This window comes from Bacillus sp. 7_6_55CFAA_CT2 (genome assembly GCF_000238655.1).
Lineage (GTDB): Bacteria > Bacillota > Bacilli > Bacillales > Bacillaceae_G > Bacillus_A > Bacillus_A cereus.
In genome coordinates this window covers 891,945-914,779 of the sequence record NZ_JH414708.1, presented here as the reverse complement: position 1 = coordinate 914,779, position 22,835 = coordinate 891,945, and the positions used below count along the sequence as shown (strand labels likewise).

Below are 22,835 nucleotides of genomic sequence, written 5' to 3'. Positions count from 1 at the left end.
GAAATTATAACAATGATATAAAAAAACGACCGCGTTCCCCCGCGGTCGTCTTTTTTCGTGTTACGCTGTGATCCAAGCTTCGTTAGCTGGATTTTTACGCCACTCTTGTAATTTCTTCGTTTCAGCTTGTCCAATCATACCTTTTTCTGCTGCAACTTCAGTTAATGCACTGTAATCACTTAAAGAATATGATGCTACGTTCGCTGCTTCTAACTTTTCTTTTCCTGCTTCTAGCTCGTATGTGAAGATTGATACGATCCCTAATACTTCACAGCCAGCTTCGCGAAGTGCTTCTACACATGTAATTGCACTACCGCCAGTTGAAATTAGGTCCTCTACTACTACTACTTTTTGACCTTTTTCAGCTTTTCCTTCGATTTGGTTCCCTTTACCGTGACCTTTTGCTTTACTACGTACGTAGCACATTGGTAAATCCATACGATCGCTTACCCATGCAGCGTGCGCAATACCAGCAGTTGCTGTTCCTGCAATAACTTCTACAGTTGGGAAGTGCTCTTTAATTAACTCTTCTAATCCAGCTGCAATCGCTTGACGTACTTTTGGATAAGATAAAGTTAAACGGTTATCACAATAAATTGGTGATTTCATACCTGAAGACCATGTGAATGGATCATTCGGTTGTAAAAATACTGCTCCAATTTCTAATAAATGCGATGCGATTTCTTTTTTCATACTGTTACACCTTCCCACTGTTGTTTTACTGTTTTATACGCTTCAAGCGGATTTTCTGCTTTTGTAATACTACGTCCAACTACGATGTAGCTTGAGCCAAGTTCCCTCGCACGTTTCGGTGTTGCTACGCGCACCTGGTCATTTACATCATCACTTGCAAGACGAATCCCCGGTGTTACTGTTACAAATTCATTTCCGCATACTTCACGTAATTTTGGAACTTCAAGTGTTGAACAAACAACGCCATCAAGTCCACTTTCTTTCGTTAGTTTTGCATAATGAGCAACCGCTTCTTCTAACGTTTTCTCAATGCCGATCTCTTTTTTCATCATAGCTTCCGAAGTGCTTGTTAGTTGTGTAACTGCAATACAAATCGGTCTCTCTTTTCCTTCTTGCTTACCTTCCTCTAATCCCTCAATCGCAGCTTTCATCATACTGCTTCCCCCAGCAGCATGAACATTTACCATATCAACATCTAGACTAGCTAGGCTACGCATAGCGCTTTTTACTGTATTCGGAATATCATGAAGTTTTAAATCTAGAAAAATCTTATGTCCTTTTTCTTTTAAGTACGTAATAATCGCAGGGCCTTCTTTGTAAAATAACTCCATACCAACTTTGACAAATAACCTTTCCCCTTCAAAGTGGCGCAAGAATTGTTCTACATCTTGTTTCCCTGGAAAATCTAATGCAACGATTAACGACTGTGACATGTTTGCTTCCAGCTCCTTCCTTGACATTCCGAAATGTGATCAAATCCTAATTCATTTAGTAATGCTGGTAACTCTTCAATAATTGTCGGACATACGAACGGATCAATAAAGTTCGCTGTACCTACTGCAACTGCGCTTGCGCCAGCATAGAAGAATTCAATTACATCTTCCGCTGTCTCAATACCACCCATTCCGATAATCGGAATGTTTACCGCTTGGCTTACTTCATGTACCATACGAATTGCTACTGGCTTAATCGCAGGACCTGATAATCCACCTGTACGGTTTGCTAAAATTGGTTTAGCTGTTTTTAAATCTAGACGCATACCAAGCAATGTATTAATCATCGTTAAACCATCTGCACCTGCATTTTCAATCGCTTTTGCAATTTCCACAATGTTTGCCACATTCGGTGACAACTTCACGTATACAGGTACTTCAGAAACCTCTTTTACTCGCTTCGTTAAATCAGCAGCAATTTCAGGATTTGTACCAAAGGCGATACCACCTGTTTTTACGTTCGGACAAGAAATATTTAATTCTAGTGCATGGACATTAGGCGCTTTAGAAATTTCCTTCGCAACCGCTACGTAATCCTCAGCTTGTGAGCCTGCAACGTTCGCAATAATTGGAAGGTCAAATTGTTCTAACCATGGTAATTCAGAATTCATTACTTTGTCTAATCCCGGGTTTTGAAGTCCGATTGCATTTAACATACCGCCCGGTGTTTCAGCAACACGAGGCGTTGGATTTCCATAACGTGGTTGTTCTGTCGTCGCTTTAATCATGATTGATCCTAGTACACTTAAATCGTAAAACTGTGCATATTCACGACCAAACCCAAAGCATCCAGATGCCGGTATAATTGGATTTTTTAATGATAATCCTGGTAATTCAACTTGCAATCTGTTCATAGTACAACCTCCCCGATTGGAAATACTGGTCCGTCGCTACACACCTTCTTGTAAGAATGTCCACTTGGATCTTCTTGTAAGTGGCATACACATGCGAAACAAGCTCCAATACCACAGCCCATACGTTCTTCTAAAGAAATATAAGCTTTTTTCTCTTTGTAACGTCCTTCTAATGCACGAAGCATCGCTAACGGACCACATGAATAAAGAATATCAAAGTCAATTCCGTAATTATCAATTACATCTGTGACAAATCCTTTTGTACCGTGTGTACCGTCTACTGTCGCAACGTACGTATCACCAAGTTCTGCAAATTTTTCTTCATAGAAAACTACATCTTTCGTTTGAAAACCTAAGATGTGAATTACGCGTACCCCTTTTGCAACGAGGCGCTGTGATAATTCATAAAGTGGTGGTACACCAATTCCCCCGCCTACTAGTAAAGCTGTTTGACCAGCTTCTGCTTCTTCTACAGGAAAACCATGTCCTAGCGGTCCTAGTACGTCTACCATTTCACCTTGTTTTCTAGTTGCTAATGTTTTTGTCCCTTGTCCTTCTGCACGATATAGCATTGTAAATTCGTTCTTCTCTTGATCTACATTACAAATACTAATTGGGCGGCGCAGAAGGGGCGCAATGCCCTCTGCTACCTTAATGTGTACAAACTGCCCTGGTTCGTTCATTTGCTGTACTAACGTTCCTTGAAGCACTAATTCGTAAATATTTTTTGCGATTTCTTTTTGATTAACGACGATCATATTTTGCTTTTGCATCATGCATGTACCACCTCGTGACGCTTTGTTTGCGTAATTTCTTTCATTGAATGAGCTGAGAATGTCATAGATTCTAATACTCGTAAGATTGCTCTCGTTGTATCAAGTGATGTTAAGCAAGCCACACCATTTTCTACTGATTCACGGCGAATGCGGAAACCATCACGCGCTGGTTGTTTACCTTTTGTTAATGTGTTAATTACAAACTGTGCTTTTCCTTGACGGATAATATCTAGTAAGTTGTAGTCTTCAGAATCAATTTTGTTTACAACTTGTACTGGGATATTTTGCTCTGCTAACGATTGTGCTGTTCCAGCTGTTGCTAATAAGTTATAGCCGATTTCGTGGAAACGTTTTGCAATTTCCATTGCCTCTTCTTTATCTTTATCCGCTACAGTAATGATTACTGAGCCGTGCGTTGGGATGTTAATTCCAGAAGCAACTAATCCTTTATATAATGCTTTTTCAAGCGTTAAGTCTTTACCCATTACTTCCCCTGTTGATTTCATTTCAGGTCCTAATGTTGTATCAACTGAGCGTAGTTTCGCGAATGAGAATACCGGAGCCTTTACATATACTTCTTTCTCTTCTGGGTGATAGCCAGTTCCGTATCCTTGCTCTACTAGGTCTTGCCCTAAAATAACTTTCGTTGCAACATTCGCCATCGGTACGCCTGTAATTTTACTTAAGAACGGTACTGTACGGCTTGCACGTGGATTTACTTCAATTACGTACACTTGATCTTTGAATACTACAAACTGGATATTTAGTAATCCAACAATGTTTAATCCTTTTCCAAGTGCAATTGTATGTTCAATGATTTGTTCTTTTAGTTTTTCAGATAAACTTTGTGGTGGATATACTCCAATTGAGTCACCAGAGTGAACTCCAGCGCGTTCAATATGTTCCATAATACCTGGAATGAATACATTCTCACCATCCGAAATTGCATCTACTTCAATTTCTTTACCAACCATGTAACGGTCGATTAATACTGGGTGATCTGCATGAACTTTAACTGCATTTTTCATGTAGTGCAGCAGTTCTTCTTGACGATATACGATTTCCATTGCACGTCCACCTAGTACGTAAGATGGTCTTACTAATACTGGGTAACCAATTTCTTCTGCGATTGCTACCGCTTGTTCTACAGTCGTTGCTGTTTTACCAACTGGTTGCGGGATGCCAAGTTTTGTTAAAGCAGCTTCGAATTTATCACGATCTTCTGCACGGTCTAAGTCTTCAAGTGATGTTCCTAAAATTTTCACACCGTGTTCTTCTAGTTTCGCTGCTAAGTTAATTGCCGTTTGTCCACCGAACTGAACGATAACACCTTCTGGTTTTTCTAAATCGATAATGTGCATTACATCTTCAATCGTTAATGGTTCAAAGTATAATTTGTCAGAAATACTGAAGTCTGTTGAAACTGTTTCTGGGTTGTTGTTAATGATAATTGCTTCATATCCAGCTTCTTTAATTGCCCATACTGAGTGAACTGTTGCGTAATCAAACTCAACACCTTGACCAATGCGGATCGGACCAGATCCTAGAACTACTACACTCTTACGATCTGTTACAATCGATTCATTTTCGTCCGCATATGTGCTGTAGTAATATGGCGTTGCAGATTCAAACTCTGCCGCACAAGTATCTACCATTTTGAATACTGGCATCATATTATTTTCTTTACGCATATCGTAAATTTCGCGCTCCGTTTTGTTCCAAGCTGCTGCAATGTAGTGATCGCTGAAGCCCATTTCTTTTGCAGTTTGTAGTACTTCCATATTTCCTACGTTCGCTTTTACTTCACGTTCCATATTTACGATGTTTTCAACTTTTTGTAAGAAGAAGAAGTCCATTTCACACCATTCATTGATTTCTTCTTTCGTTACACCTTGGCGAATTGCTTCTGCTACAATAAACAGTCGTTCATCATCCGCTTTAATGATACGTTTTTTCATCGTTTCTTTATCAAGTTCTTTTAAGTGGTCTAATTCTAAGTGATAAATGCCAAGCTCTAAAGAACGAACTGCTTTTAGTAATGATTCTTCTAAGTTACGTCCGATTGACATAACTTCACCAGTTGCTTTCATTTGTGTTCCAAGCGTTCTGTTCGCTGATTCAAACTTATCAAACGGCCAACGTGGAATTTTTGAAACAACATAGTCTAACGCTGGCTCGAAACAAGCGTAAGTTTTTTGTGTTACTGGGTTTACAATTTCATCTAACGTTAAGCCGACTGCAATTTTTGCTGCTAATTTCGCAATTGGATATCCAGTTGCTTTAGATGCTAGTGCAGATGAACGACTTACACGTGGATTTACTTCGATTACATAGTATTGGAAGCTATATGGATCAAGCGCAAGCTGAACGTTACATCCGCCTTCAATTCCTAGTGCACGAATAATTCGTAATGAAGTGTTACGTAACATTTGATATTCACGGTCGCTTAGCGTTTGGCTCGGTGCTACTACAATCGAATCACCTGTGTGAACACCAACTGGATCGATGTTTTCCATGTTACATACTACAATCGCGTTATCATTTGAATCACGCATTACTTCATATTCAATTTCCTTACAGCCAGCAATACTTTTCTCTAATAAACATTGTGTTACTGGACTATGTTTTAAACCACTTGTTACGATTTCAATTAGCTCTTCTTCGTTATGGCAAATTCCGCCGCCCGTTCCTCCTAATGTGAACGCTGGTCGAACGATTACTGGGTAACCAATTTCATTTACAAATCCATATGCTTCATCAAGGTTATGAATAATTTCACTTGGTGGTGTTGGTTCATTTAAATCTTGCATTAATGTACGGAATAAATCACGATCTTCCGCTTGCTCGATTGCTGATAATTTTGTTCCTAAAATTTCAACTCCGCACTCGTCAAGTACGCCTGATTTTGCAAGTTCAACAGCCATGTTTAAACCTGTTTGACCACCTAATGTTGGTAGGATTGCATCAGGACGTTCTTTACGAATAATACGGCTTACGAATTCTAATGTTAATGGCTCGATGTATACTTTATCTGCTGTTGCAGTATCCGTCATAATTGTTGCTGGGTTAGAGTTAACAAGGATTACTTTGTAACCTTCCTCTTTAAGAGATTGACAAGCTTGTGTACCAGAGTAGTCAAACTCCGCTGCTTGCCCAATTACAATTGGTCCTGATCCGATTACTAAAATTGTGTTAATGTCTAGGCGTTTTGGCATAACTCTTCCCCTTCTTTCTTGAAGTTTTCAATCATTGTTAAGAAATCTTCGAATAAATCATTTGCATCTTCTGGTCCCGCTGAAGCTTCTGGATGGTATTGTACTGTAAATGCTGGGAACTTCTTATGACGAAGACCTTCTACCGTTCCATCGTTTAAAGCAACATGTGTAATTTCAAGATTTGTATTTTCAACTGATTCTTCTTCTACTGCGTATCCGTGGTTTTGAGATGTAATTGCTACTTTTCCAGTTGCAAGATTTTTTACTGGATGGTTTAAACCACGGTGACCAAATTTCAACTTACTTGTATTTGCACCTGATGCTAGAGCGAACAATTGATGTCCTAGGCAAATTCCGAATAAAGGAACTTTACCGATAATGTCTTTTAACATTTCAATTGCTTCTGGTACATCTTTCGGATCTCCAGGTCCATTACTTAACATAATTCCATCTGGGCTAAGGCGTAAAATTTCTTCTGCTGTTGTGTTGTAAGGAACTACAATTACATCACAGTCACGCTTATTTAATTCTCGTAAAATACCATGTTTCATACCGAAGTCTACTAGTACAACTCGGTGACCACGACCTGGACTTGGGTATGGATCTTTCGTTGATACGCGTTTTACATGATCTGTAAATACTGTCGCTTTTAATTGACTTACAATGTACTCTACATCTGCATCCATATTACAAAGGCGTCCGCGTAATGTACCGTATTGACGAATTTTTCTCGTTAATTTTCTCGTATCAATCCCTGCTAATCCTGGGATATTTCTTTCTTTCAAGTAATCATTTAACGAAATTTCATTACGGAAGTTTGATGGATGATCACAAATTTCGTTTACGATTAAACCATTTACAGATGGGTGAATGGATTCAAAATCGTCACGGTTAATGCCGTAGTTTCCGATTAATGGGTACGTGAATGTTACGATTTGACCGCAATATGATGGATCAGATAATGTTTCTTGATATCCAGTCATTCCTGTTGTAAATACAACCTCACCTGACTTTTCGATTTCGCCTCCGAAACCTGTTCCAATTAATACTGTTCCATCTTCTAAGATAAGTTGTCTTTTCATACTAATGCACTCTCCTTTTGCCATGCGATCTTACCACCAACGATTGTCATTACCGGCCATCCTTGGCATTTCCAACCTGCGAATGGTGTATTTTTTCCTTTTGATAAGAATGTTGTTGGGTCAATCTCTTCTTCTTGTTCTAAATCAATGATTGTAATATCAGCTGTTCTACCTTCTTTCAGGCGACCTGCTTCTAAGCCGAATGTATCAGCTGGCTTTTCTGTTAAGAATTGAATTAATTGTTCTAATGTAATAATTCCTTTTTTCACAAGGTTTGTGTATAGAAGTGGGAATGCTGTTTCAAAACCAGTAATTCCAAACGGTGCTCTTTCAATTCCTTGTGCTTTCTCTTCCGCTGTATGCGGTGCATGGTCAGTTGCAATCATATCGATCGTTCCATCTAATAAACCTTCAATTAATGCTGCATGGTCTTCTTTTCCACGAAGCGGTGGGTTCATTTTAAAGTTAGGATCAGCTGATGGGATATCATCTTCACATAACACTAGGTGATGCGGTGTTACTTCTGCTGTTACTTTAATTCCAGCGCGTTTCGCATCACGGATTACACGTACCGAACCTTTCGTACTTACATGACATACGTGATAGTGGCAATCTGCTGCTTCAGCAAGCAGTATATCCCTTGCAATATGTACAGATTCACATACTGATGGGATACCGTTTAATCCGTGTTTCTCAGAAAACTTCCCTTCATGTACACAACCTTTATTAATAAGCGTATTCTCTTCACAGTGCGCAACTACTGCCATATCTAATTTTGCTGCACGTTTCATAGCCGCTAACATCATGCTCGCATCTTGTACGCCTACGCCGTCATCTGTGAAAGCAAATGCTCCAAGTTCTTTTAATGTTTCGAAATCTGTCATTTCAGAACCAGCTTGACGTACTGTAATTGCTCCGTATGGTAGTACGTTAACATGAGCTTTTTCTTCAATACGTTTTTGCAAGTCTTCCATATGTTCTCTGCAATCTGGTACCGGACGTGTATTTGGCATTGCGCAAATTGTAGTGAATCCACCTTTTGCCGCTGCTAGTGTACCTGTTTCAATTGTTTCTTTATGTTCACCACCTGGTTCACGAAGATGTACGTGTACATCTACTAATCCAGGTGCGATTAACTTTCCGTTCACATCGATTACTTCAGCATTATCTGCCGTAATATTTTCTGCTACCTTAGCGATTTTACCGTCTTGTACGAGAAGATCCGTTGCTACGATTTTTCCTTCTTCATTCATATAACGACCATTTTTAAACAAATAATTCATGTTTCATTCCTCCTAATACATTTGGTAAGGCGCGTTTTAGTACAGCCATTCTTACGTAAACTCCATTTTCCATTTGTTTAAATATGCGTGAACGCTCACACTCAACAAGTTCACTTGCAATTTCAACATCACGGTTTACAGGAGCTGGATGCATAATAATGCTTCCTTCTTTCATACGCTTTTCTCTTTCTACTGTTAATCCGTGTTTCTCATGATATTCTTTCATAATGTCTGTTTCATAATGATCATGACGCTCATGTTGTACACGGAGTAACATCATTACATCAACTTCTGGAACAAGTTCATCTAATGGTTTGTATGTTCCAAATGTGTTGTCTTCATCTTTCCACTCTTCTGGACTTGCAAAGTAAATTGTTGCACCAAGCTTCGTTAATGCTTCTGCATTAGAACGTGCTACTCGGCTATGACGAACATCTCCTACTATTGCAATCTTCAAACCTTCAAATCTTCCAAACTCTTGTTTAATTGTAAGAAGATCGAGTAGGCACTGCGTTGGGTGGTTTCCGCATCCATCTCCAGCGTTTAAGATTGGAATATTCACCTGATCTTTTAGTTCATCGAAGTAGCGATCTTGCTCGTGGCGGATGACCACTGCTTTTGTTCCGATTGATTCTAGTGTTCTTATCGTATCGTATAAAGTTTCTCCTTTTTGTACGCTAGATGCATCAACTGAAAAGTTTAAAACATCAAGTCCTAATCTCTTCTCAGCAACTTCAAAGCTAAATCTCGTTCTCGTACTATTCTCAAAAAACAAGTTCGCAACAAAAGTTTGCTCTTTCGTTTTGCTCTCTTTTCCATTCGCAAAATCTTCTGCATCTTTTAGGATTTCTGAAATTTCTACTTTCGATAATTCACTCATCGTTAACAAATGGCTCATCGTCATCCCTCATCTTTCTGATTTTTATGTTACCACTTTTGAATTTTTATAACAACCTTTGCATAAAAATACCCTAGTCATGTGAGACTAGGGTGCAAGAAAGAAGCCACCCTTTCCGGTCTCACAGGACTGAATTAAAAGGTTATTATTATGAAGCAATCTGCTTAGATTGTTTTATTTGTTTCGTTTCCGGTAGTAGTAGATTTAACAGTACACCTACAATTGCTGCTAGTGCCATTCCTTCTACTTGGAATGATTCTCCTACGTGAAGTACCGCTCCACCAATACCGATTACTAATATTACTGATGCAATCATTAAGTTTCGTTTGTCACTTAAATCTGTTTTATCATCTACCATCATGCGTAATCCGCTTGATGCGATTACACCGAATAGTAAGATTGATACACCACCCATAACTGGTGTTGGGATCGAATGAATCAGTGCAGAAATCTTACCGATAAACCCGAACATGATTGCGAATACTGCTGAACCGATGAATAAGTATACACTGTATGCTCTCGTAATTGCTAGCACACCGATGTTTTCACCATACGTTGTATTCGGTGGCCCACCGATTAGTGACGCAATTAATGTTGCTACTCCGTCACCGAAGATTGAACGGTGTAAACCTGGTTTTTCAATTAAATCTCTTTTAATAACATTTCCAAGAACAATTTGATGTCCGATATGTTCTGATATTGTTACTAGTGCAACTGGTACCATCAAGAGTACAATCTTCCATGAAAACTCTGGTGTATATGTTACAAATGGTACTGTGAAATCTGGTACAACAAACCATTTTGCCTCAGCTACCGGCTTTAAGTCTACTAGCCCTTGGAAGTAAGCGAAGATATATCCGCCGATAATGCCAAGTAACACTGGTATGATACTGAAAAATCCTCTTCCAAATATCGAGCATATAATTGTAATTGCTAATGTTACTAACGCTACTGAAAAGTGTGTAAAGCTATATTTGCCATCCGCACCGTTCATCGCCATATTAACTGCTGTATGTGCTAAAGCTAGACCGATTACCATTACTACTGGACCAACTACGATTGGTGGTAGTAATTTCATAATCCACTCTGATCCTGATTTCTTAATTCCTAGTGAGATTAAGATGTACACAAGTCCTGCTAGCAAACCACCAAGCATTGCTGCTCCCGGTCCACCTGCCGTTTTTGCTGTTATAATCGGTGCGATAAAGGCGAATGATGATCCTAGATAGGCAGGTACTTGACCTTTCGTTATAAGAAGGAACGCTAACGTTCCTAATCCACTTGATATTAATGCTACTGATGGATTCAATCCTGTTAAAAACGGAACAAGCACTGTTGATCCAAACATTGCGAACAAATGTTGTATACTTAAAAATAACCATTTTCCCGGTTTCGGTACTTCATTAACGTCTAACACTGGCTTTTGTTCCATTGTTACATCCTCCTTCAGTTTAAATCTTTGCAATAAAAAAACTCTTTGTGCCTGTGCACAAAGAGTCCTACACTTTCGTATGCCAAATTTGACATATGAAAGCCAAGACCCTTTGGCAGCCTCACAGGACTACATTTAAAAGGGCTTTACTTATCGTATATGCTTACTCGATCTTGTTGATCTGTCTCTTGCAAATCAACTTCGATACGCTCTTCACTTGATGTTGGAATGTTCTTCCCTACATAATCAGCGCGAATTGGTAATTCGCGATGACCTCTATCAACAAGAACCGCCAATTGGATTTGAGATGGTCTACCTAAATCCATAAGAGCATCCATTGCTGCTCGAACTGTTCTTCCTGTATATAATACGTCATCCACAAGGATAACTTTCTTCTTCGTAATATCTACAGGGATATCAGAACCTTTTACAAGTGGTTCTTTATTTTTCGATTGTAGTGTTAAATCATCACGATATAACGTAATGTCTAACTCTCCAACTTCCATTTCTTTTCCTTCAATTTGACCAATTCGTTCTGCCAAACGTTGTGCAATAAAAATTCCACGAGTTTTAATTCCGACAAGAACACAATTATCGACACCTTTATTTCGTTCCACGATTTCATGACTAATTCGTGTTAAAGCGCGGCGAATCATTTGGTCATCTAAAACGACAGCTTTCTCTTGCATGCTCTACACCTCCAAGCTTTTTTCTTGCGTGAGAGTAATGGTATAAAAAAAGTCCTCTCAGCGTGTGCGAGAGGACTTTTGAAAAAAGGGTACAACATACCCTAAGTATTTCAAACCGTTACCTTCTCAACCTCACGGGGCTGTGTTAAAGGATCATTATTTAACTGTTGTCAGTATCTCAGTTTTCTTATGATTTGTCAATACTATTTTCGTAAAATATTTAATACGTCTTCAAACACTTCTGGAATCGGTGCCTCAAACTGAATATATTCACCAGTACGAGGATGATCAAAGCCTAAAATACCCGCATGAAGTGCTTGTCCATTCATATCTAACGTTTTCTTCGGACCATACTTCGGATCTCCTGCAAGTGGATAGCCAATATATTTCATATGAACACGAATTTGGTGCGTACGTCCCGTTTCTAAGCGACATTCTACAAGCGTAAAGTCTTTAAAGCGTTCTAACACTTGGAAGTGCGTAACAGCGTTCTTACCATTTTCATCAACTGTCATACTTTGACGCTCTTTCTTATCACGAGCAATCGGAGCATCAATCGTTCCCTTATCATGCGGAATCACACCGTGTACAATCGCTTTGTAACGTCTCGTTACTGTTTTTGCTACAAGCTGATTTACAAGCGATTCATGTGCCATATCATTTTTAGCAACCATTAATAGTCCAGATGTATCTTTATCGATACGATGCACGATACCTGGACGCATTACACCGTTAATGCCTGATAAGTCTGTACAATGGTGCATAAGGCCGTTTACAAGTGTACCACTTGTATGCCCTGGTGCTGGATGTACAACCATACCACGTGGCTTATTTACAACAAGCACATCTGCATCTTCATAATAAATTTCTAAATTTAAATCCTCTGGTTGAATATCTAACTCTTCTGGTTCAGGAATTGTTACTGTAATTTCATCTTCTTCTTTTACTTTATAATTCCCTTTTACCGCTTTTCCGTTTACTGTCACAACGTCATCTTTAATCCATTGCTGCACTTGCGTACGTGACCATTCGTTATTTATCCCTGCAACGAATTTATCAATTCGCTCGTTTTTTTGCTCTGCTGCAACTGTTACTTGTACTACTTCACTCATTCAATTACTCCTTCGCTTTCTTGCCTTCTAATAATGTTTGAATAATAATTAATACAACACCAATACATAATGCTGAATCAGCTATATTGAATACTGGATAGTTGTACGAGAAAATATACACGTGAATGAAATCCACTACTTCTTGTCTAAATACACGATCAATAAAGTTACCAATTGCCCCGCCCAAAATTAGGCTTAACGAAATACCTAGAAGCTTGTCTGTTTTCGCATACTTTTTCATATAAAATACAATAAACACTACAAAAACAACTGTAATAATGTAGAAGAACCACATTTTATTTTCTAAAATACCCCAAGCAGCGCCTCTATTTCGATGTGATGTTATGTATAATACATTGTCGATAATCGGAATACTCGTACCCAATTCCATGTTCTTTACAATTAACCACTTCGATATTTGATCGATAGCAATGACGAATAACGCTATTACATAATATATCATTTTCATTTCCCCCACAAAGACAGTGTACCTCAAAATTTTAGCATAGCTGCTACCTTTTCACAATGAACCTTTATAGAAGAATAAAATAAATTTAAAAAGGTAATATAATATCGTTGTGCGTATTCATACATTTACCTTTTCGTAGAAGAATTCATGAATCGTACGGGCAGTCGGCATTGTCTTCATTTGCTTTGTCGAAATTAATCTCCCCGTCTCTTCACAAATACCATACATGTCTATTTCCATTTTAAATAATGCGCGTTCTACATCCTTTAAATCCTCTTTTATATCATGTAATAGCAATTTTTTCTTTATCTCTTCCTTAATTTCATATCCAAGCTCTTGGCTGAACTCGACATCATATTTGTGCATTACTTCTTTAGCTAGTCTCTCTTGCAACTCTTTTCTCATCAATTGCAATTCTTCTTTTATTTCCATGTAAATTTCATTCACGTGTACATTCCTCCTAGCTGTAATGTACAGTTAGTGTGTCCGAAATTTATTTGCTTACCTCACACACATTTTTCCTTCACAGGAAAGAGTCTGAAAGTGATCTTGATATGCCATCAACAAAAAAACTGACCGCATCAATAGCAGTCAGTTTTTTATTATTTTACATAGTTTTCTTTAACAACTGTTGCACAACGCTCACATAATGTTTCATGTTCAGCATCTTTACCAATTGTTTCTGAAACTACCCAACAACGTTCACATGTTTCACCAGTTGCTTGAACAACAACAACCGCTGTATGTTCATACTTCGGTGCATCTGCTGGCGCTTCATCCATCATACCACCAAGTTTATACTCAGAAACGATGAATAATTGCTTTAAGTCTTCGCTAATAGACTCTAACATAGCTTTCATTTCTGCAGTTGGATATAGCGTAATGCTTGCATTTAATGACTTACCGATTACTTTTTCATTACGAGCTACTTCTAGTGCTTTTAACACGTCATCACGTAATGTCATAAATGCATCCCATTTTGTTTTTAACGCTTCCGCGTCATCTAATTGTACAGCTTCTGGCATATCAGTTAATTGTACACTTTCTTCTGTTACGCCTGGAATATATGGCCATACTTCATCAGCTGTGTGCGGTAAGATTGGTGTTACAAGTTTCGTTAACGCAACAAGAACATCATATAATACAGTTTGAATTGCACGACGATCTTCGTGGTTTGCACCTTCAATGTATAAAATGTCTTTTGCAAAGTCTAAGTAGAATGAACTTAAATCAATTGTACAGAAGTTATGAATTGCATGATACACAGCAGCGAAGTCGTATGTCTCATATGCTTCTTTAACTTTTGTAATCAAGTCATTTAATTTTACTAACATGTAACGATCTACTTCACGAAGTTCAGCTACAGCTACTGCATTTTCACTTGGCTTAAAGTCGTCTAAGTTTCCTAATAAGAAACGGAATGTGTTACGGATTTTACGATACACTTCTGCTACTTGTTTTAAAATATCATCTGAAATACGTACGTCAGATTGATAGTCAACAGAAGATACCCATAAGCGTAAAATGTCTCCGCCTAATTGATCCATGATTTTCTTCGGTACGACGATGTTTCCAATCGACTTACTCATTTTACGTCCTTCACCATCTAGTACGAAACCGTGGCTTAGTACGCCTTTATATGGAGCTTTACCTGTTACAGCAACTGCTGTTGATAATGAAGAGTTAAACCAACCACGATACTGGTCAGATCCTTCTAAATATAAATCAGCTGGACGCTGTAAATCTTCGCGCTCTTCTAATACCGCTTGGTGAGAAGAACCTGAATCGAACCATACATCCATGATGTCTGTTTCTTTACGGAATTCACCATTTGGGCTACCTGGATGTGTAAATCCTTCTGGTAATAGATCTTTCGCTTCACGCTCGAACCATACGTTAGAACCGTTTTCACGGAATAAATCTGCTACATGGTTAATTGTTTCATCCGTAATAATTGGATCACCATTCTCAGCATAGAATACCGGAATTGGCACACCCCATGCACGCTGACGAGAAATACACCAGTCACCACGGTCACGAACCATATTATGAAGACGAGTTTCTCCCCATGCTGGTACCCATTTTGTTTCTGCTACAGCTTCTATTAATTCTTTACGGAATGCTTCAATAGATGCAAACCACTGTGCTGTCGCACGGAAAATAATTGGTTTTTTCGTTCTCCAATCATGTGGGTATGAATGTGTAATGAATGTTAGTTTCAGTAACGCGCCTACTTCTTCTAATTTTTCTGTAATTGGTTTGTTAGCTTTATCATAGAATAAGCCTTCAAATCCAGGTGCCTCATTTGTTAATACACCTTTATCATCGACTGGGCAAAGTACTTCTAATCCATACTTTTTACCAACAACGAAGTCATCTTCCCCGTGTCCTGGTGCTGTATGAACACAACCTGTACCTGCATCTGTTGTTACGTGATCTCCTAGCATAACTAATGAATCACGATCGTAGAATGGATGTTTTGCAACTGTATACTCAAGTTCGCTACCTTTTACTGTTTTCATAACTTCAGCATTTTCCCACTCTAACGTTTTTGCAACTGTCTCAAACAGCTCAGAAGCAATGATATATTTCTCATCATTTACTTTTACAATGCTATATTCAAGCTCTGGATGAACAGAAATACCTAAGTTTGCAGGTAATGTCCAAGGTGTTGTTGTCCAAATGATGTACTTTTCATCACCTTCTAATACGTTCTTTCCATCTTTTACAGGAAATGCTACGTAAATAGATGCTGATTTTTTATCTTGATATTCAATTTCAGCTTCCGCTAAAGCAGATTCACTCGTTGGAGACCAGTAAACTGGTTTTTGCCCTTTATAGATATAACCTTTTTTCGCCATGTCACCAAACACTTTAATTTGTTGTGCTTCATAAGCTGGCTCTAAAGTAATATATGGATTATCCCAATCTGCACGTACACCTAGACGCTTAAATTGTTCACGTTGACGTTCTACTTGTTCATATGCATACTCTGCACATAACTTACGGAACTCAGCAACTGTCATTTCTTTACGTTTTACACCTTTATTTGTTAAAGCTTGTTCAATTGGTAAACCGTGCGTATCCCATCCCGGAACATATGGCGCACTAAAACCAGTCATTGATTTATAACGAACAATAAAGTCTTTTAATACTTTATTTAATGCATGTCCCATATGAATGTCACCATTCGCATATGGAGGTCCATCATGCAATACAAATAAAGGACGACCTTTTGTATGTTCTTGTACTTTTTCGTAAATATTCATTTCAGCCCATTTTTCTTGCATTGCAGGCTCACGTTTTGGTAAATTCCCACGCATTGGGAACTCTGTTTTTGGCATCAGTAATGTATTTTTGTACTCCATGCTCAATTCCTCCTTACATGTATAAAAGAAATACTTAAAAAACGGAATAAAAAAGAGACCTTCTCATCCCAAAAAGGGACGAGAAAGTCTCCCGCGGTACCACCCTAGTAGATCATATACATATGTATAGAATCCTCTTTATATTCTTAACGCGAATACACGCCTACGCTTACTCTATTTGTTCAGCGCGGAACTCCAGGGTGATATTCCCACTATCTCCTTATCCTGAGCTTACACCATCCTCAGTTCGCTATATAAGGTTTGAAAAGGTACTTATCCCTATCTTCGTTTTTCTTAATAAATATGTTGTTTAAAATTATATGTAATAATGAGAAAAACGTCAAGCTTACACTGTTTCTTCTTTTTTCAACAGTTCATCTACTTCGTCTTCTAATTCAATTAGTTTATCCCAATCATCGTTGTTTAACATCTCAAGCTGTGTTTCTAATAACATACGGAAACGAGTTCGGAATACTTTCGCTTGTTTCTTTAGCTCTTCAATATCAAAAGCAACTTTTCTTGATTTTACTAATGCTTCGTTAATAATACGATCAGCATTCTTTTCAGCTTCACGCACAATTAATTTCGCTTCTTTTTGCGCATTACGTTTTACTTCTTCCGCTGCTTCTTGTGCAACAACGATAGATTTGTTTAACGTATCTTCAATATTAGAGAAATGATCTAACTTCCCTTCTAACTGCGCAACTTTTTCTTCTAAAGCTTTTTTCTCACGAATGACCAATTCATAATCTTTGATAATTTGATCAAGAAACTCATTTACTTGATCTTCATCATAGCCACGGAATCCGCGACCAAATTCTTTGTTATGAATATCTAATGGTGTTAACGGCACAACGCCACCTCCAAGTAGTTATCTAAATTTCCTCTTTCAATTATATCTTTTCTTCGACAAAATAGGAGGATTTCCTTCTAAAAAACCAATCATTTTAGTATACCATACAAAATTCTCCATTTGTCGCGTTTTGTTCTACCTTCTACAGAAAATAATTTACTTCGGCCATATCCTCTAACAGAAAAAACATCTCCTGGATAACATTCATAAGAAGTTTGCTCCACTGTTTTCCAATTGACTTTTACTAAACCATTTTTTATGAAAGGTTGTACTTTCTGTCTAGATAAATGTAACATTTCAGCTAACATAACATCTAAACGAAGTGAAGAAACCGTTCCAGATTTCTCTCCCCACGTTTCATGTATCTGTAGAATTTGTTCTCCTTGCACTGACGCTAAAGAGACTTTTACTTTCCCTATTGATTGTAAGTTCATCTCAATATACGATACAATTTCTTTCGCAACTACAATTTGGGCACGATTTTCTTGCAGCAAAATATCACCACATTTTTCTCTTGTTAAACCAAGAGACATAAATGTACCTAATATTTGCCTATGTTCTAGCGTATAAAACTTGGAAGGATAGTCAATTTCTAATACTTCTACTTGAAATTCTTCTTCATTTAATTCTAGATAGTCTGGATAAATAAGTGCTCTTTTACGCTCTGCATTAGGCGTTGCACCACCAAATTGCACAGCAACATCACCTTGTCCTATTACCATAGAAACAATTTGTTGTTGCCTAGGATCGAGAAAATCCGTTAACTTCACTTGATGGTACTCCGCCGCTCGCTTCCACTCTAGCACTTTATCCACAAAGACCTCCTCATCAGGCCTAAAATGTTCGTAGATGCTCATGTATTTACCTTCTTACTATAAGAAATAGCTTAATAAACTGAACAAACCAGTTTTAGCAAGTTTCAACGCAAAGATCGCAACGATTGGAGAAATATCAATCATTCCAAGCGGCGGAATAAAGCGGCGGAATGGTTCTAAATACGGTTCACAAATACGTGCCAGGAACTCTCCAAAAGATGATTCCTTTGCACCAGGAAACCATGATAGGAGAATGTAAATAATAAGTGCCCACGAGTAAATCTCGATAGCATAACTTAACACTATAAAAACTGTTGTCATGGCGTATTACCACCTCTTTATATTTGTTTCTTCTTCTTCACCGAATAACTCTGAAATCGCACCAACAATATCTACATTTTCAGGTGTACACATAAATGTTTTCGGCCCTATTTTTTGAATATCCCCGCCTATAGCGTATACAGTACCACTTAAAAAGTCAACGATACGTACCGCTTGATCAGTAGACATTCTCTGCAAATTAATTACAACAGCTCGTCTACCTTTTAAGTGGTCCGCAATCCCTTGTGCTTCCGAATATGTGCGTGGTTCTAATAAAACAACTTTTGAAGATTGTTTTGCTGTTTCAATACTCACAACGTTTTGCTTCGGTTGCGCTTTCGGAAACGTAACGTCTTGTTGTTCTGGTGGATCTTGCTGCTTTTTCATGTCTGTTTGCTCCTTTTCATAACCATATTGAGCTGCTTCTTTTTCTTCCGGTGTATCAAAAAAGAAGTATTTTACTTTTGACCAACTCATAATAAGATTCTCCTTCCTTTTACGCTTTTCCTACTAAAATCGTTCCCAAACGAATATATGTAGCCCCTTCTTCAATTGCAATCTTGTAATCGTTGGACATTCCCATTGATAATTCTTTACATGGCGCATGTAATAACTCTAGCTCCTGCACCTCTGTTTGCAGCATACGTAATTCCTTAAAACAGCGTCTGATTTCTTCCTCTTCTTCTGTAAATGGAGCCATCGTCATTAGTCCAACCACTTCAATTTTATCGAATTCTTGCAAACTTTGAATAAAAGAAACAACCTCTTCTATTGCCAATCCTTGCTTCGATTCTTCAGATGAGGTTTTCACTTGAATAAAGCATTTCACTTTCTTATCAGCACGTTTCTGAATTTCTTTCGCCAGTGAAAGACGATCTAACGAATGTAAATAATCAATTTCATTAATGATTTCTTTTACTTTTCTCGTTTGTAATGAGCCAATAAAGTGCCAATTAACTTTTGAACCGAAATGCTCGTATTTCTGTAAGAAACCTTCATTTCTATTTTCACCTAAATCGATAACTCCAGCTTCAATTACTTCGTTTGTTTTTTCAATCCCTACAGTTTTTGTAACTGCAACAAGTTTAATATCTTGCAACGAACGTCCAGCTCGAGCGCAAGATTCTTTAATAGCTTCGTTTACAATTACTAAATTTTCTTGTACTGTCACTTGCTTTCTTCCTCCTTAAAACCTATGAAACTCAACATTCTTCCTGTCTTACCTTGATCACGACGATGAGAGAAAAATAGTTGCTCTTCACAGCTTGTACAAAGAGATGACATTACAATATGCTCTTCTTTTATGCCTGCTTGTACACATAATATACGATTAATTTCTTTTAAATTAATTGCGTACTGCCCGTCAGAAATTTTTTGATTAGGAACAGCACCCCTAACTACTTCCTGTGCTGCTGTTAATACACGATCATCCACAACATAACAACAAGATCCGATCGACGGCCCAATTGCAACATGAATTTCATCACTTGAAATACCTTCTGCATTCCACTTTTGAATCATTTCCTTTGCAATCTCTTGTACAGTGCCTTTCCATCCAGCATGCGCAAGTCCTATCATACCATGTGATGGTGCATAAAAATAGAGCGGAACACAATCCGCGTAACAAGACGTTAACAGAACATCTTCATTACTCGTATAAATGCCATCTGTTTTTGAAATGCCGTCCTCATATGAATAGACACCACTTCCCTTTTCCTGTTGCCCTACTTTTTCAACATGATGAGCATGAACTTGTTCAGAGCAAATCCAATTTTCTAATGGTTTTTGTAACTTATTTGCTAAAATGCGTCTGTTTTCATGAACGTTCTCCACGATATCATTCACATGTAATCCTAAATTCATCGCATGAAAGGAGCCCGTACTTATCCCACCATCTTTTGTCGTAAATCCAGCAGTAATGTTTCCAAGTTCTTTCCACTCTTGTAAATACAGTATACCGTCCACATATTTAAATGGTTCTCTCATAATAAAGCGGCTCCTTTTAATTAAAATAACAGAAAAAAGCATGGTACTTCCTGTCTATTTTACCATACTTTTATTTTTTCATAATCCTAACAGAAAAAAAAGAGGAATTTGTAATATTCTTTATGAAATTGTCGGTGTTTGTATTGATTCTGTTACAGAATTAACAGGATTTACTCTTACAAGTATGACATCTTCCCCAATTTTCACAATTTCCTTCCAAGGAATTACAATCTCAACATCTTTTCCAAAAATACCTAGCATACGTGTCTGTTTGGAAATAATAACAGAACAAATTTTCCCTGTGTTCATATCAATTTCAATATCTCCAATATTCCCAATCCTTTTTCCATCTGAAATATTTATAACATCCTTCATCTGTAACTCTGAAATTCGTATCGCCATTTTCATCCTCTCCCTTATATGACAAATTGGAAACTGTTTCTCATATTTACAGGAAGCCACCTATACGAAATTATATGAACACTAATCCCCTACTATGAGCACAAACCATATTACATATAAAAAGGTCTCACCATAATTGGTGAGACCTTATCCTTGAATCGTTTTATTCATTTGTTTAATGGCTGACTTCTCTAAACGTGATACTTGCGCTTGGGAAATCCCAATTTCTTCTGCAACTTCCATCTGTGTCTTTCCTTGGAAGAAACGTTTTCTAATAATCATTTTCTCTCTATCATTTAAACGCTTCATTCCTTCTTTCAATGCTAATTCTTCAACCCACTGCTCGTCCTTTTGTTTTTCATCACTTAACTGGTCCATAACAAAGATAGGATCTCCCCCATCATTATAAATCGGTTCAAATAATGAAACTGGATCTTGAATTGCATCTAAAGCAAATACTATCTCTTCATGAGTTACTTCTAGCACTTTTGCAATATCCATTGCTGTTGGTTCTTTTGAATTTTCTGCAATCAACTTTTCTCTTACTTGCAAAGCTTTATACGCAATATCTCGCAATGAGCGCGATACGCGAATCGGATTATTATCACGCAAATATCTGCGTATTTCCCCAATAATCATCGGCACAGCATACGTTGAAAATTTTACATTTTGGCCTAAATCAAAATTATCAATTGATTTCATAAGTCCGATGCAACCAACTTGAAATAAATCGTCAACATATTCTCCTCTGTTATTAAATCTTTGGATGACGCTCAGTACAAGACGTAAGTTTCCATTCACTAATTTTTCTCTTGCGCTTATCTCTCCACTTTGCATTTCACGAAATAATTTACGCATCTCTTCATTTTTTAATACTGGAAGTTTAGCTGTATCAACACCGCAAATTTCTACTTTGTTTCTCGTCAAAGTGTTCCCTCCTATCGGGAGTTGCTGTACAGTGTAAAGTATTTCCTTTGAAGGGGATTTTATGCATGTGGTTTTTTCACGATTTGTTATTTAAATTATCTTTCCTAATACAACTAAATAGAATAAGACCAGCCTACATAACGGCTGGTCTTATTCTTTACACCATTTTATTAAATTCTTTTCGTAATCTTTTTATAATTCTTTTTTCTAAACGCGAAATGTATGACTGTGAAATCCCAAGCATATCAGCCACATCTTTTTGCGTCTTTTCCTCTCCTCCAGCAAGCCCAAACCGAAGTTCCATAATTTGTTTTTCACGATCATTTAATTGGTGTAATGCTTTCATTAAAAGGTGACGATCTACAGTAGCTTCTAAATCTTTTGTAATAATATCATCATCTGTACCTAACACGTCAGACAATAACAATTCATTCCCATCCCAATCAATGTTTAGTGGTTCATCAAAAGAAACTTCCGAACGATTTTTGTTATTTCGACGTAAATGCATTAAAATTTCATTTTCTATACAACGCGATGCATATGTTGCTAATTTTATTTTCTTTTCTGGATTAAATGTATTTACCGCTTTAATAAGGCCGATTGTTCCTATACTAATCAAATCTTCAATATTTATCCCTGTATTTTCAAACTTTCTTGCTATATATACAACGAGCCTTAAGTTACGTTCAATAAGTAATGACCTTGCTGCCTGATCTCCTTTTGGCAATTTATTCAAAAGAACTTCCTCTTCTTCTTTTGTTAACGGTGGTGGCAACGCTTCACTTCCACCAATATAATAAATTTCATCGGTCTTAATTCCTAATTTCAGCAATACTTTATACCAAAGGTATACTAAATAAAATTTTAATTTCATCATATTATCCCGC

General features: G+C 37.6%; 23 protein-coding genes and 1 other annotated feature. All 23 genes read right to left on the bottom strand.

Annotated features, from left to right (window positions below; translation table 11 throughout):
- Positions 1-60: 60 nt before the first annotated feature.
- Positions 61-693 (bottom strand): orotate phosphoribosyltransferase, encoded by a 633-nt coding sequence (gene pyrE, locus HMPREF1014_RS05050; RefSeq protein WP_000711449.1) that lies wholly within the window; start codon positions 691-693, stop codon positions 61-63.
- Entirely contained in the window at positions 690-1,406 is a 717-nt protein-coding gene (pyrF, locus tag HMPREF1014_RS05045; RefSeq protein ID WP_000083506.1) for an orotidine-5'-phosphate decarboxylase, read from the bottom strand. Before pyrF ends, pyrE begins: the two co-directional genes overlap by 4 nt.
- The gene (gene pyrD, locus HMPREF1014_RS05040) at positions 1,391-2,320 is read right to left on the bottom strand and encodes a dihydroorotate oxidase B catalytic subunit (RefSeq protein WP_001081050.1); all 930 of its coding nucleotides are present in this window, start codon (positions 2,318-2,320) and stop codon (positions 1,391-1,393) included. The genes pyrF and pyrD overlap by 16 nt, the downstream gene beginning before the upstream one ends.
- Positions 2,317-3,096: a dihydroorotate oxidase B electron transfer subunit gene (gene pyrK / locus HMPREF1014_RS05035; RefSeq protein WP_000983359.1), complete on the bottom strand. Its 780-nt coding sequence runs from the start codon at positions 3,094-3,096 to the stop codon at positions 2,317-2,319. The genes pyrD and pyrK overlap by 4 nt, the downstream gene beginning before the upstream one ends.
- The gene (gene carB / locus HMPREF1014_RS05030) at positions 3,093-6,311 is read right to left on the bottom strand and encodes a carbamoyl-phosphate synthase large subunit (protein ID WP_001126100.1); all 3,219 of its coding nucleotides are present in this window, start codon (positions 6,309-6,311) and stop codon (positions 3,093-3,095) included. The genes pyrK and carB overlap by 4 nt, the downstream gene beginning before the upstream one ends.
- The gene (locus HMPREF1014_RS05025) at positions 6,296-7,393 is read right to left on the bottom strand and encodes a carbamoyl phosphate synthase small subunit (protein WP_000828683.1); all 1,098 of its coding nucleotides are present in this window, start codon (positions 7,391-7,393) and stop codon (positions 6,296-6,298) included. The genes carB and HMPREF1014_RS05025 overlap by 16 nt, the downstream gene beginning before the upstream one ends.
- A complete protein-coding gene (gene pyrC, locus HMPREF1014_RS05020; RefSeq protein ID WP_001108366.1) occupies positions 7,390-8,676 on the bottom strand; it encodes a dihydroorotase in 1,287 nt (428 codons plus the stop codon). The genes HMPREF1014_RS05025 and pyrC overlap by 4 nt, the downstream gene beginning before the upstream one ends.
- Entirely contained in the window at positions 8,660-9,574 is a 915-nt protein-coding gene (pyrB, locus tag HMPREF1014_RS05015; protein ID WP_000018869.1) for an aspartate carbamoyltransferase, read from the bottom strand. The genes pyrC and pyrB overlap by 17 nt, the downstream gene beginning before the upstream one ends.
- 148 nt (positions 9,575-9,722) lie before the next feature.
- Positions 9,723-11,006: a uracil permease gene (gene uraA / locus HMPREF1014_RS05010; RefSeq protein ID WP_000435928.1), complete on the bottom strand. Its 1,284-nt coding sequence runs from the start codon at positions 11,004-11,006 to the stop codon at positions 9,723-9,725.
- 146 nt (positions 11,007-11,152) lie between these two features.
- Complete coding sequence (gene pyrR / locus HMPREF1014_RS05005; RefSeq protein ID WP_001156491.1) at positions 11,153-11,695, bottom strand: bifunctional pyrimidine operon transcriptional regulator/uracil phosphoribosyltransferase; 543 nt, start codon at positions 11,693-11,695, stop codon at positions 11,153-11,155.
- Between the two features lie 203 nt (positions 11,696-11,898).
- Positions 11,899-12,807 (bottom strand): RluA family pseudouridine synthase, encoded by a 909-nt coding sequence (locus HMPREF1014_RS05000; RefSeq protein ID WP_000005830.1) that lies wholly within the window; start codon positions 12,805-12,807, stop codon positions 11,899-11,901.
- 4 nt (positions 12,808-12,811) lie between these two features.
- Positions 12,812-13,270 carry a lipoprotein signal peptidase LspA gene (gene lspA / locus HMPREF1014_RS04995; RefSeq protein ID WP_000642184.1) on the bottom strand — a complete coding sequence of 153 codons (459 nt, stop codon included), beginning with the start codon at positions 13,268-13,270 and terminating at the stop codon, positions 12,812-12,814.
- A gap of 123 nt (positions 13,271-13,393) precedes the next feature.
- Complete coding sequence (locus HMPREF1014_RS04990) at positions 13,394-13,723, bottom strand: TraR/DksA C4-type zinc finger protein (RefSeq protein ID WP_001002956.1); 330 nt, start codon at positions 13,721-13,723, stop codon at positions 13,394-13,396.
- Positions 13,724-13,878: 155 nt separating this feature from the next.
- The gene (gene ileS2 / locus HMPREF1014_RS04985; protein WP_000455949.1) at positions 13,879-16,644 is read right to left on the bottom strand and encodes an isoleucine--tRNA ligase; all 2,766 of its coding nucleotides are present in this window, start codon (positions 16,642-16,644) and stop codon (positions 13,879-13,881) included.
- A gap of 71 nt (positions 16,645-16,715) precedes the next feature.
- Positions 16,716-16,939: a binding site (T-box leader), on the bottom strand.
- Between the two features lie 51 nt (positions 16,940-16,990).
- A complete protein-coding gene (gene divIVA, locus HMPREF1014_RS04980; protein ID WP_001131611.1) occupies positions 16,991-17,497 on the bottom strand; it encodes a septum site-determining protein DivIVA in 507 nt (168 codons plus the stop codon).
- Between the two features lie 89 nt (positions 17,498-17,586).
- Complete coding sequence (locus HMPREF1014_RS04975; protein ID WP_002098127.1) at positions 17,587-18,354, bottom strand: YlmH family RNA-binding protein; 768 nt, start codon at positions 18,352-18,354, stop codon at positions 17,587-17,589.
- 15 nt (positions 18,355-18,369) lie between these two features.
- Positions 18,370-18,633: a YggT family protein gene (locus tag HMPREF1014_RS04970; RefSeq protein WP_000214233.1), complete on the bottom strand. Its 264-nt coding sequence runs from the start codon at positions 18,631-18,633 to the stop codon at positions 18,370-18,372.
- A gap of 6 nt (positions 18,634-18,639) precedes the next feature.
- Positions 18,640-19,110 carry a cell division protein SepF gene (locus tag HMPREF1014_RS04965; RefSeq protein WP_000119129.1) on the bottom strand — a complete coding sequence of 157 codons (471 nt, stop codon included), beginning with the start codon at positions 19,108-19,110 and terminating at the stop codon, positions 18,640-18,642.
- 19 nt (positions 19,111-19,129) lie between these two features.
- Complete coding sequence (locus HMPREF1014_RS04960) at positions 19,130-19,804, bottom strand: YggS family pyridoxal phosphate-dependent enzyme (protein ID WP_000218007.1); 675 nt, start codon at positions 19,802-19,804, stop codon at positions 19,130-19,132.
- Positions 19,801-20,619 carry a peptidoglycan editing factor PgeF gene (gene pgeF / locus HMPREF1014_RS04955; RefSeq protein ID WP_001209025.1) on the bottom strand — a complete coding sequence of 273 codons (819 nt, stop codon included), beginning with the start codon at positions 20,617-20,619 and terminating at the stop codon, positions 19,801-19,803. Before pgeF ends, HMPREF1014_RS04960 begins: the two co-directional genes overlap by 4 nt.
- Positions 20,620-20,739: 120 nt before the next feature.
- Positions 20,740-21,021: a YlmC/YmxH family sporulation protein gene (locus HMPREF1014_RS04950; protein ID WP_001007674.1), complete on the bottom strand. Its 282-nt coding sequence runs from the start codon at positions 21,019-21,021 to the stop codon at positions 20,740-20,742.
- A 147-nt stretch (positions 21,022-21,168) separates the two neighbouring features.
- Positions 21,169-21,948, bottom strand: a complete 780-nt coding sequence (gene sigG, locus HMPREF1014_RS04945) for an RNA polymerase sporulation sigma factor SigG (RefSeq protein ID WP_000197755.1) — start codon at positions 21,946-21,948, stop codon at positions 21,169-21,171.
- A gap of 157 nt (positions 21,949-22,105) precedes the next feature.
- Positions 22,106-22,825: an RNA polymerase sporulation sigma factor SigE gene (sigE, locus tag HMPREF1014_RS04940; protein WP_000976948.1), complete on the bottom strand. Its 720-nt coding sequence runs from the start codon at positions 22,823-22,825 to the stop codon at positions 22,106-22,108.
- Positions 22,826-22,835 lie beyond the last annotated feature (10 nt).